Genomic DNA, 12,440 nt, shown 5'->3' on the forward strand with positions numbered 1-12,440 from the left:
AAAAATAATAATTTTTATAAGAATGAGGGATTTAATGAATAATTATAGTTATCAGGCTCCACAACAAATGTCACATGGCTCTGCAATTAGAAATGCATGGCTATATTTTATGTATTACTGGGTGATTTTTGCGGCTGGAACGTTTGTCGGACAGTTCGTGCCACCAGGTATGCGTATGATAGTTTCAGTCTTAATATTCTCTTTAGTATTAATTTCTTTATTTGTTAAAGCTTCAAGAAAATTTGGCGCTGTCATTTCAAACGTAATGGCATTTGCGCTTGGCGTAGTAAGTTATGCGTCATTTATGTATTATATCGGAACGCTTGGTCCAACTGTATTCTATCAGAACATTGGGTTAGCAATTGGTGCATTCTTAGCATTCGGTGCAATGGGTTACTTCGTCGTTGGTGATGCAACAAATTTAGGACGCCTATTATTCCCGGCGCTTATTGTATTAGTATTAGCAAGTTTTGCAGGAATTTTCATTCAAATTCCGATGTTCCATCTCGTGATTACGATTGCGGGCCTTGCGATTTTCTTGCTATATACAATCTATGATTTTAATAGAATGAAACGTGGACAATTTTCACCACGTGAAATGGGCTTTAACTTATTTATTAACTTGTTAAATATCATCATGGATATTTTACGTTTAGCAAGTATTTTAAGAGACTAGTATTATAGAATTTTGAGGAAACATGTTTGTCGTGTTTCCTTTTTTTTGTTTTGTGCTATTGAAAATATAAGTGTATAATAATGACATATTAATTTGAAAGAAGCGTGTATATAATGGGGCGTAAGTGGAATAATATTAAAGATAAGAAAGCAGCAAAAGATAAAAATACGAGTCGAATTTATGCAAAATTTGGTCGTGAAATTTATGTTGCTGCAAAATCTGGTGAACCGGATCCAGAATCAAACCAAAATTTAAAATTCGTGCTTGAACGTGCAAAAACATACTCTGTACCAAAACATATCATCGATCGTGCCATTGAAAAAGCTAAAGGTGGCGGTGAAGAGGATTTTGATGAGTTACGCTATGAAGGTTTCGGACCAGGTGGATCAATGTTAATCGTTGATGCTTTAACGAATAACGTCAACCGTACAGCAAGTGATGTGCGTGCAGCTTTTGGTAAGAACGGTGGGAACATGGGTGTTTCTGGTTCAGTAAGTTACATGTTTGAAAACACTGCAGTATTTGGTTTTGATGGTAAAACAGCTGACGAAACATTAGAATTATTGATGGAAGCAGATATCGATGTCCGTGACGTGTTAGAAGAAGACGAACATGTAATCGTATACGCTGAACCTGATCAATTTGCAGCTGTACAGAACGCTTTAAAAGAGGCTGGTGTCGAAGAATTCACAGTAGCAGAACTTTCTATGCTTGCACAAAACGAATTACAGTTATCAGATGCTGACTTAGAAGTATTTGAGAAATTAGTAGATGCGATTGAAGATTTAGAGGATGTACAAACAGTACATCACAATGTGGAATTATAACAAAAAATCAGTCAGGATGCGTCCTGACTTATTTTTACGTTAAATATATACATATAGGTGATTAAATGGAGCAAGTACATACGAAACCAAAAAAGAAATTCAGGCCGGAAATTGAAGGGCTTCGCGCTGTTGCTGCTTTCCTTGTGGCCATATATCATATATGGTTAGGAAAAGTTTCTGGTGGCGTTGATGTTTTCTTTGTTGTAAGTGGATTTTTAATAACAACAAGTTTACTGTCAAAATATCGCAGAACAAATACAGTAAATTTCTTTGAATTTATTATGGGATTATTGAAGCGACTGATGCCCCAAGCATTCTTTGTCTTGTTAATGGTGATTATATTAAGTTATTTCTATTTACCAGGAGCAAGATGGATGCAGACGATAAAAGAAGTTTTTGCTTCTGCATTGTATTACGAGAACTGGCAATTAGCGTTTACTTCAGTAGATTATTTAGATGCTGGTAATGAAAAGAGTCCTGTACAGCATTTCTGGGCGATGAGTATCCAGGGACAATTTTATTTGATTTGGTTCTTTATTATATGGTGCGCTATTTTACTATCACGTTTATTTAAACAACAGATAAAAAAACCTTTGTTTGTACTACTCGTAATATTGTTTAGTGTATCACTAGGCTACTCTATTTATCTTACACAAGTTAATCAGCCATGGGCATATTTTGATACACGTACACGCGTATGGGAGTTTAGTTTAGGTGGCATACTCTGTCTAATGATACAACGCATTAAGTTGCCATCATTTTTGTCTGCAGTAGCAGGTTGGTTTGGATTAATCATGTTGATACTTTGTGGTATTTTACTTGAAGTTTCCACAATGTTCCCAGGTTATATTGCATTATGGCCGACGTTATCTGCGGTACTAATACTGCTTGCAGGAGAGAACGGAACTAAATTCGGCGTAGAGAAATTTTTAGGGTCTCGCTGGATGGTTAAACTAGGTGCATATTCTTACGGTTTTTATTTATGGCATTGGGTATTATTGACGTTTTACCACATTGTCTTTAAGCAAAAGGATGTATCTATTTCTCATGGTGTGCTTATTATTATCAGTTCTTTAATTCTTTCTATTTTAGTAACAAGTACTATCGAACGTCCAATACGCTCTCTCAAAGTTCCAAATAATTCGTGGCCTGTACTACTTATTATCTGTCTATGCTTGTTCCCAGTATTAGGGTTAAACTCATTATGGCATAAGCATATGAACAATGAAGTTGAAAAGAGTCAATCTCTTGCTAAGACGGATCAATATCCTGGCGCGCGCGTTTTTGAAATGAAAAATTTTAAAGAAAGACCGTATATTCCAAGTGATGCTAATATAAAAGAAGATCAGGCAAAGCCGTATAAAGATGGATGTCATGCTACAACAACTTCTCCTGATGTTAAGATTTGTGAATATGGCGTGACAAAAAACTATGATTATACTGTTGCAGTTGTTGGAGGAAGTCATTCGACGCATTGGTTTACTGCAATCGAGGATATTGCCAAAAAACATAAAATTCGTTTATTAAATGTTACAAAGAGTGGTTGTCGTCTATCTACTGATCGAAAAGGATTACCATCATGTGATACATGGAATGAGCACGTTGTAGATGAAGTGAGTGCAGAACATCCAGATTTAGTATTAACGATGGCTGAAATTTCATATTTTAATGTGACTGAAGTGCCCCAAGGATATATCGACCAGTTTAAGGCATTTACTAAGCGTGGTATCGAAATATTTGCTATTAGAGATACACCTTATTTCAGAAAAGATGTACCTGAGTGTATTCAGGCGAATGGTCGAGATAGTGAGCAATGTAAAGTAAGTAAAGATCTTGTTGTACCCAAAACGACAGACTGGTCAAAACTTGCTGTCAAACCAGAAGGTGTTCACTTCGTAGATTACACGGATAAAATATGCCCAGATGAATACTGTGAACCTGTTGTAGGAAATGTCGTTGCATATTTTGACAAATCACATATGACAAAAACTTTTGTGTCAACGTTAACGCCATATGTAGAAAAAGATATTATGCCGATACTTAAAACAATTAAAGCTAAAAAAAGTGGTGATCTGGCTGAAAAACAAGATATCCCGGACAGCTATAAAGATGGATGTCATGTTAAAGGTGACATCAGTGAAGTAATACAGTGTACCTATGGCAATCTAACAAATTATCAATATACAGTAGCGCTTGTTGGAGATTCGCACTCAGCACATTGGCTAGGTGCACTCCAGCAAATCGCACAACAACAGCCCATTCGTATTGTCAATATGACAAAGAGTGGGTGTAGTTTTGAAGTGAAAGAAACAGCGCTACCAGATTGTAAAGCGTGGAATCAAGCGATAATCGGAAAAATATCACAACTAAAACCGGATTTAGTTTTTACAACTGCAGAAAAATCTTATTTTAATATTTCGACGGTTCCTGAAGGTTACATCAAGCAATTCAATCGATTAGAGCAACTTGGGATAGAAGTATTTGGGGTAAGAGACACACCATATTTTAAGAAAAGTGTTCCTGAATGTATTGCTAATTATGGTGCACATAGTAATGAATGTAGTATCGAAAAAGATCTTGTAGTACCGGAAACTACCGATTGGTCGAAACTAAAAGAAAAACCAGCCAATGTACACTACTACGATTATACACAATATATTTGTCCGACAGAGCGTTGTCAACCCGTTATAGATGGTATCGTAGCTTATTCAGATAAAGGTCACATGACACAACGCTTTGTAAAGACTTTAGCACCATACATCGAAGCGGATTTAATGTCGTTACTTAAAAATATTCATCCACAAAACGAGGTAAAATATGATTAGAAAGTTTGAAATTAATGATATTGATGCCATTCAAAAGATGAATGCAGCAGAAGGCTGGGATAATCTAGTTGTGCGTCATGAACAGACACTTGCTGCATGGTTAAATAGTGAGAGTTACGTCTATATTGAAGATGAACAGGTTGTTGGTTGTGCTAGAGCTATTACAGATGGTCATGTTAGTCTGTATCTTTGTGAGTTGATTACACATCGCAACTATAGAGGCCGTGGTATTGCAAAGGCATTGATTGAACATATTCACCAGTTATACCCGACCACACGTATGGAATTGCTGGCAACAAATGACTCTAAAGGCTATTATGGAAAAAGTTTTAGACCATTTTATGGTTTTAGAAGAACATTTAGAGAATAGTGATAAAAATTGTGCATCTTTTCCGGATACTTGGATTATCCGGAAAAGATGCGCTTTTTATTTTAGTTTCGCAAAAAGGTAATTACTACTATCATCGCATGATTTTTGATATATTTTAGATAAAAGGAGCTGATAAAATGAATTTAGGTTTACAAGGAAAAGTCGCAGTTATAACAGGTTCTAGTAAAGGTATCGGAAAAGAAACAGCAACAGTTCTGGCTGAAGAAGGTGCAAACGTCGTTATTGCCAGCCGTCATGAAGATGAACTGATTAAAGTGGTAAAAGAAATTAAAGAGAAAACAGGCAAAGATGTCGCTTATCAAGTATGTGACGTAACAAAAGAAGCTGATTGTAAAGCATTTGTTCAAAAAGCAATTGATACTTATGGCAAGCTTGATATATTAATTAATAACGCAGGTAGTGCGTTTGCTAAAAATTTTGAAGAAGTTTCTCTGAATGATTGGCAGGAGGATTTGGATCTTAAACTTTTTGGAGCATTGCATATGGTACATGCCGCGATTCCAGAGCTTAAGAAAAATGGCGGTGCGATTGTTAATCTTACAGCTGTAGCAGGTAAGAATCCACCTGCAAACACAACACCAACCTCTGTTACGCGCGCGGCGGGATTGGCATTAACAAAGACACTCAGCATAGATTTAGCACAATACAATATTCGAGTAAATGCTGTATGTATCGGTTTAATTCGTAGCGGACAAATTGAGAAACGCTGGCAGGAAGAAGCACCGGAATTAACGTGGGAAGAATATGCAAGAGATCCGAAGTTCGATATTCCATTAGGACGTATTGGCGATACACGTGAAGCGGCGAATGTCATTACATTCTTAGTAAGTGAAGCGGCAAGTTATGTGAGTGGTGTAGCAGTTAATATCGATGGTGGGAAATCACCGAGTTTATAATCTTAACTTCATATATGATTATCTTTGAACACACTAACGTGTGTTCTTTTTTTATTATTTATAAATTTTTACAAATAATGCTTGCAATAATCCGTTCTAGGTGTATTATAATAAGTAGTACAGTTAATACAGTAGAAATGGAGGGGTTATATGATTTCAATTGATAATCGTAGCCGAATCCCAATATATGAACAACTCGTCAATGGATTTAAACTACAGATCATGAATGGTGTATTACAAGCAGATGATCAATTACCTTCTGTTCGTCAATTGGCTCAGGAGCTAACGATTAATCCTAATACCATACAGAAAGCCTATCGTGAATTAGAACGATTAGGCTATACCTATTCAGTACCTGGTAAAGGAAGTTTTGTGAATAAAGTAGAAGACACGATGCAAAAGGAGCGAATTACAATGTTATCTGAATCTCTAGAGAAAATCGTTCAGGAGTTATTGTTCTTAGGCTTAACGAAGGAAGAGATAATAGAAAAGATAGAGTCGATGAGGGGTGATAACGATGATTCAAATTAATGATGTAACGAAAAGATTTGGACATTTCACTGCGGTAAGTGATGCCACGTTAACAATTGAACCAGGGAGTATTCAAGGATTACTTGGAAGTAATGGTGCAGGTAAGACGACATTACTTAAGATGATTGCAGGGATTTACAAAGCTGATAATGGCAGCATTACTTTTAACGAACAAGATATCTTTGAGAATGAAGATTACAAATCTAAGATGATTTTTATATCTGATATACCTTACTTTTTTGGACATGCAAACTTAGAGGAGATGGCTGATTTTTATCATAAGTTATATCCTGATTTCAGTGTTGAACGCTTTAATCAGTTATCTGAATTGCTTAAGATGAACCCAAAGAAAAAGTTATCTAAACTTTCAAAAGGGATGCAGCGTCAATGCGCATTTATATTAGCCATTGCAGCGCGTCCTGAAGTAATGTTACTGGATGAACCTTTTGACGGACTCGATCCGATTGTTAGACATACGATTAAAAATATTCTCATTCAGGACGTGAGTAATCACGATATGGCATTGTTTGTATCCAGTCATAACTTACGTGAGATGGAAGACTTTTGTGATTCTGTAACGCTGATGCATGAAGGACGTGTACTGATGACACGTGACCTCGATGATTTAAAAGGAAATGTAGCTAAGATTCAGATGGCTTTTGAAAAAATACCAAATGAGTCTTTCTTTAAAGGTATGAATTTAGTTGAGAAATCTTTTAAAGGACGTGTTGTAACGTGCATTGTAAAAGGTGACTTTGAAGATATCGAACAATATATTACGTCCGGACATCCGTTAATGTATGACATCTTACCGCTATCACTTGAAGAGATATTTACATATGAATTAGGAGGTCATGGTTATGCAATTGAAAACATTATCGTTGAATAAGGCACTATATAGTAATTTATCACGTTCAATTATCTTTTTAACGATCATTAATATTATTTGCACGTTTATACTGGTACCATTTTCGTACATCATTGCGCATTTAGACAATAATACAGCACCACATGACCATAGTAAATATTTAATTGGAGAATTAGCAACGATGCCAATCTATTTCTTTGGTACGATGGCTTATGCATTATTATGTGCAGCATTTTTAACGTATTACTTCAAATCTCAGGCAGCATCTGACTTTATACACAGTCTACCGATAAGACGGGAACGTGTTTTAACAACAGTATATGCAGTGTTCGTTTCACACTTACTCGTTAATCTATTAGTTAATGGTTTAATTACGTGGATAATTGGTGTCAAATATACCTCTATTGATATTGAGAAGATTGTGATTTGGATTCTAATTAATCTAGTAATAGACTTCTTTGTCTTTACGATAACCATGTTGTTCGGCTTATTTATTAACAATATGCTAAATCACTTGATTTCATCAATAATTTTAATAGCATCACCATTAATCCTTGGGACGATGGTGTATACGACACATATGTTCATGTTTAAAGGGTTAGAAAGTTATCCGGAAAAATTGATGATGAATCTTACTGTACCTTTTCGCTTTCTTGGAAATATTATGAATGATAAACTGGATTTCAAATATTTATTGATTGTGTTAATCGTGAGTATTGTAATATTCTTATTGAATTTTATTATTTATAGAAAACGAAAGAACGAACGTATTAACGAAGCATATGCGACAAACTATGCACATTTTATTGTGTTCTTTATTTCAATGCTAATCGCTACGTTACTTGGAGGCATTATATTCAACTCAATCTTTAATGAGCAAAAATTAATCACGATATTTATATATATAGTATCTTTCACTTTGATTTATATATTCCTGGAAATGATTGCTCAGAAATCTGTGAGAATTCAGTTTGATCGTAAACTATATGCGATGACCTTAGGTTTAATCGCTGTTTCCATTTTAGGTATATATATTTCAGGACAAATGAGAGAAAATTATGTGCCTGAAGCGGAAAGTGTTAAGAGTGTACAAACATCATTTAATGAAAATGATCATTTATTAGAAGATGGCATTTTAAGTAAAGCAGCCGTACCTGACAAGAAATTTATTCAGGATGTCATAGATGGCCATAAAGATTTAGTAAAGGCGAAACGTGCTACTGCTAATTCAAATACTCAAGTACCAGTAGATATTACATATAAAATGAATGATGGTCGTAAAATAAATCGTCACTATTATGTTGATGAGAATACTTTTAATCGATATATGAAAAATGTTGCTACTAAAGAGAATGCGGAAACGATTACGAATTATATCAATTGGGATAAATTAATGAAGAAAAGTGTTACTTTAAATATTGAAACATCAGATAACTCTTTTGCAGGACAAGATTTAAGTGAAAGACAAAAAGAACTACTTAAACCTTTATTAATTGAAAAGTATAAAAAATCTTATGATGAAAAGGGTGATATTCCTTTCAATAATACGGTTCTTAATCTTGTATTTAGTGAAAATGATATGGGATTTAATGAAGACAGTCTATATATTTCGTTATACGATACGGAAATTCTTCGTTATTTAGTTAAAGAGAAACTAATTTCTAATCTTAGCTCAGCATTGCCTCTAGGAAATATATACGATTTAGGAGACAAATCGAATTATAAAAAAATAAAAACCACTCAAGATGTTGATGTGAAGCAACTTGACTTTGCGAAAAAGATAAACAGAAATCAATTTAAAGAAAAATTTAATGAAAATGGTGCAAATTCAAATGGAAATCATCTTTACTATTTTGATGGCGGATTCCAATTTGTACTTATGAATAACTAAAAGCAAAGTCCTTATGGGCTTTGTTTTTTTGGTATAATAAAGTGAATATATGGAGGTGTGCTATGCCGAAAAAAACGAAACAAGTTACTAAATCTAAGCCTAAAAATAAACGCAGAAAAAAGAAATTTGGTTTCAAAAAAATTGCGTTCATTTGCTTTGGCGCATATATTGTTTGTGCGATATATGGTGCCAATAAACCACTGCCAGGTGGCGTGTCGAAATGGTTTGATTATAGTAAGACAAATGATGCTGAAGTGTTGATTGATAATACATATGAGAAAGATAAGGTGATGCATTACGATCACAAAATCTTTAATGCTCAATTACAGGCAATTCGCGATGCACAGGACTTTATTATTCTGGATATGTTTTTATTTAATAATGCTTATGATGGTGAAATTGAATTTCCTAAATTAACTGAACAATTAACGGATGCATTAGTTGCTAAAAAGAAGGCTCAACCGAATATTAGAATATATATGTTAACTGACCCGATCAATTCATTCTACGGCAGTTATACACCTGCGCATTATAAAAAGTTGCGCGCTAATGGAATAAATTTATATGAAACGAATCTCGTTCATTTACGAGACTCTAATCCAGTATATTCAGGTTTCTGGCGCCCAACATTACGTTGGTTTGGTAATAATGAGAATGGATTAATTACCAATATTTTTTCTAAAGATGAACCGAATGTAACGGTTCGTGGATTTGGTAGATTGCTCAATATGAAAGCCAATCACCGTAAAACGTTAGTAACAGAGAAGACTGCAATTATTGCTTCAAGTAACCCACATGATCCGAGTGGTCATCATCAAAATGTTGCATTAAAAGTAAGAGGTCAGATTCAGGAAGATTTAATCAATAGTGAAGTACATGCGATGAATATGAGTGGTGCAGATTTAAGAGTTGATGATTTTAAGATCAATGCACGCGCATTTAATAATGGTATGAATTATACGACAACACTAGTTACTGAAGGGAAGATTAAAGCTGCGCTGTTAGAAGAGATTGGTCGAATGAGTGATGGAGATTCTATTAAGATGGGCATGTTCTATATTGCTGATCGAGATATTGTAAAATCTTTAATTAATGCAAGTAAACGTGGTGTAGATGTGCAGTTAATTCTAGATGTAAATAAAGAAGCATTCGGTAAAGAAAAACCTGGCATTCCGAATAAACCGGTTGCACACGAGTTAATTGCAAAGTCGGATGATAACATCAAGATTAAATGGGCAGTGAGTCATGGTGAACAGTATCATGCGAAATTTACATTGCTGAAAGATAACGATAAACATGAATCGACTTTAATCTTAGGGAGTGCGAATTTAACAAGACGTAATGTCGGTGACTTAAATCTAGAGACGGATGTTATGATTTCTGGACAATCGAGCTTACCGGTATTTACTAAGATTGATCAGGATTTTGATGCGAAATGGGATAATACTTATGCGCATGTAACTGATCATTATGATGTAAAGAAGGATCCTTCATTCTTGAAATCAGTAATATATCGTATTCAGGAGTTTAGTGGATTATCAAGTTTTTAAAAATGGTATTTGATGGCCGACAAACTGGATTTATCGGCCAAAAAATCCCCAGCTCAAACTTTTTTTAAAATGTTGTTGACAGATAATTTGATTCACTGTAACATGTAAAACAAATTAATAATTATTTTATCAAGAGAGACAGAGGGATATGGCCCGATGAAGTCTCAGCAGCGGACTCTAATTTAGAGCACTGTGCTAATTCCATCAAGCTCATGCTTGGCAGATAAATCGGACGTATAACGTGCATTTAGCTACCAGCTGAGTGCACGTTTTTTATTTTGGGAGGAGAAAAAATGGGAATCATTGAAATTGATCACGTGACTAAAACGTATCAAACAAAGAAAGGTTCGATTAATGCACTAGATGATGTATCGCTTTCAATCAAGAAGGGTCAAATCTACGGCATTGTTGGATATTCAGGTGCTGGGAAATCAACTTTACTCAGGTTAATTAATCGACTTGAAGCGCCATCTTCTGGTCATGTATATGTTGAAGGTAGAGATATCGTTGGATTAAAGGAGAAAGATTTACGTAAACAACGTCAAAATATTGGCATGATATTTCAGCAGTTTAATTTATTTAAAGCAAAGACAATCAGTGATAATATTCGTTATCCTTTAAAGCTAACGAAACAATATTCTAAAGCTGAAATCGAGCAGCGTGTGGACGAATTACTGGCATTTGTCGGTCTTGATGATAAGAAAGATGATTACCCAAATCAGTTATCCGGTGGACAGAAGCAGCGTGTAGGTATTGCAAGAGCGTTAGCAACGAATCCTGATATATTACTTTGTGATGAAGCAACAAGTGCACTGGATCCTGAAACGACAGATGAAATATTAAACCTGTTAAAAGATATCAATGAAAAGCTTAATATCACGATAGTGATCATCACCCATGAGATGGAAGTTGTGAAATCAATTTGTGATGAAGTAGCTGTAATGGAAAAGGGCAGAGTGGTTGAGAGTAACAAGGTATTTGAACTATTTACTACACCTGTTCATCCAACAACAAAGCGTTTTGTGCATAGTGTACTTAATGATGACATCCCTAAAGATATTAATGTTACGAATCGTAAACTATATCGATTTATCTTTAATCATGAACAAATTCTTGAGCCGGTATTGAGTAAGATTGGTAGAGCAAATCATGTTGATTTTAATATTTTGTATGGCGGTATCACCGAGTTAACTGATAGATTATTTGGGAATTTATTAATCGAAGCGGTTGGTGATGTTCAAAATATTCAAAGTGCCTTATCAGAAATAACACAGCACGGCATAGAAGTAAGGGAGGTAGAAGGATTTGAAAACTGATTTAAGTACATTCTGGCCAGTAATATTAGAGCACACAATCAGCACACTCATCATGGTAGCAATTACTTTAGTACTGGCAACACTCATTGGTTTACCGCTAGGTATATTATTATATGCAACTGGTAAGGGCAATATTTTAGAAAATAAAGTGTTAAATACGATATTGAACGCAATCATCAATACAATTCGACCGATTCCGTTCATTATTTTCTTAGTAGCACTGATTCCGATTACTAGATTTTTAGTAGGTACATCTATCGGGATCTGGGCAGCGATATTTCCGATGACGTTAGCTGCATCATTATCTATTGCGCGTGTTGTGGAAAACAATATCGTTTCAGTAGATCGTGGTGTAATTGAAGCAGCGCAGTCTATGGGTTCAAGTAAGTTTGATATTTTATTTAAAGTATTAATTCCGGAAGCAGCAGGAGCCCTCATTTTAGGGTTAACCTTTACTACCGTATCACTCATCGAGTTCTCTGCAGTAGCAGGTCTTGTTGGTGCTGGTGGCATAGGGTATCTCGCTTTTACATATGGCTATCAGCGCTTTGACGTTGTAGTCATGTTTATTACAGTGCTTATATTAATTGTTTTAGTTCAGATCACACAATTTATCGGTAACAAAGTAGCAAGCATATATACAAGTCGTTTATAAAAAAGGAGAATGAA

At 35.0% G+C, this 12,440-nt stretch carries 11 protein-coding genes and 1 riboswitch; all 11 genes read left to right on the forward strand.

What is annotated here, in order from left to right; genetic code table 11:
* Positions 1-34 precede the first annotated feature (34 nt).
* A complete protein-coding gene (locus HT586_RS03210; protein ID WP_203546293.1) occupies positions 35-676 on the forward strand; it encodes a Bax inhibitor-1/YccA family protein in 642 nt (213 codons plus the stop codon).
* 113 nt (positions 677-789) lie between these two features.
* Entirely contained in the window at positions 790-1,503 is a 714-nt protein-coding gene (locus HT586_RS03215; protein WP_096077205.1) for a YebC/PmpR family DNA-binding transcriptional regulator, read from the forward strand.
* 65 nt (positions 1,504-1,568) lie between these two features.
* On the forward strand, positions 1,569-4,328 hold the full coding sequence (locus HT586_RS03220; protein ID WP_203546299.1) for an acyltransferase family protein: 2,760 nt from the start codon (positions 1,569-1,571) through the stop codon (positions 4,326-4,328).
* Entirely contained in the window at positions 4,321-4,698 is a 378-nt protein-coding gene (locus HT586_RS03225) for a GNAT family N-acetyltransferase (protein ID WP_203546301.1), read from the forward strand. The genes HT586_RS03220 and HT586_RS03225 overlap by 8 nt, the downstream gene beginning before the upstream one ends.
* Positions 4,699-4,835: 137 nt before the next feature.
* Positions 4,836-5,615, forward strand: a complete 780-nt coding sequence (locus HT586_RS03230; RefSeq protein ID WP_203546303.1) for an SDR family NAD(P)-dependent oxidoreductase — start codon at positions 4,836-4,838, stop codon at positions 5,613-5,615.
* Between the two features lie 150 nt (positions 5,616-5,765).
* Positions 5,766-6,146 (forward strand): GntR family transcriptional regulator, encoded by a 381-nt coding sequence (locus tag HT586_RS03235; RefSeq protein ID WP_096077201.1) that lies wholly within the window; start codon positions 5,766-5,768, stop codon positions 6,144-6,146.
* Positions 6,133-7,035, forward strand: coding sequence for an ABC transporter ATP-binding protein (locus HT586_RS03240; RefSeq protein WP_203546304.1), 903 nt, complete (start codon positions 6,133-6,135; stop codon positions 7,033-7,035). The genes HT586_RS03235 and HT586_RS03240 overlap by 14 nt, the downstream gene beginning before the upstream one ends.
* Complete coding sequence (locus HT586_RS03245) at positions 7,007-8,905, forward strand: hypothetical protein (protein WP_203546305.1); 1,899 nt, start codon at positions 7,007-7,009, stop codon at positions 8,903-8,905. The genes HT586_RS03240 and HT586_RS03245 overlap by 29 nt, the downstream gene beginning before the upstream one ends.
* 62 nt (positions 8,906-8,967) lie before the next feature.
* Positions 8,968-10,455 carry a phospholipase D family protein gene (locus HT586_RS03250; protein ID WP_203546306.1) on the forward strand — a complete coding sequence of 496 codons (1,488 nt, stop codon included), beginning with the start codon at positions 8,968-8,970 and terminating at the stop codon, positions 10,453-10,455.
* Positions 10,456-10,578: 123 nt separating this feature from the next.
* Positions 10,579-10,685: riboswitch (SAM riboswitch) on the forward strand.
* Positions 10,686-10,754: 69 nt separating this feature from the next.
* Positions 10,755-11,771 (forward strand): methionine ABC transporter ATP-binding protein, encoded by a 1,017-nt coding sequence (locus HT586_RS03255; protein WP_203546532.1) that lies wholly within the window; start codon positions 10,755-10,757, stop codon positions 11,769-11,771.
* Positions 11,761-12,426 carry a methionine ABC transporter permease gene (locus tag HT586_RS03260; protein ID WP_096077196.1) on the forward strand — a complete coding sequence of 222 codons (666 nt, stop codon included), beginning with the start codon at positions 11,761-11,763 and terminating at the stop codon, positions 12,424-12,426. The genes HT586_RS03255 and HT586_RS03260 overlap by 11 nt, the downstream gene beginning before the upstream one ends.
* Positions 12,427-12,440: the final 14 nt, after the last annotated feature.

It is taken from the genome of Macrococcoides bohemicum (genome assembly GCF_016865215.1).
GTDB lineage: Bacteria > Bacillota > Bacilli > Staphylococcales > Staphylococcaceae > Macrococcoides > Macrococcoides bohemicum.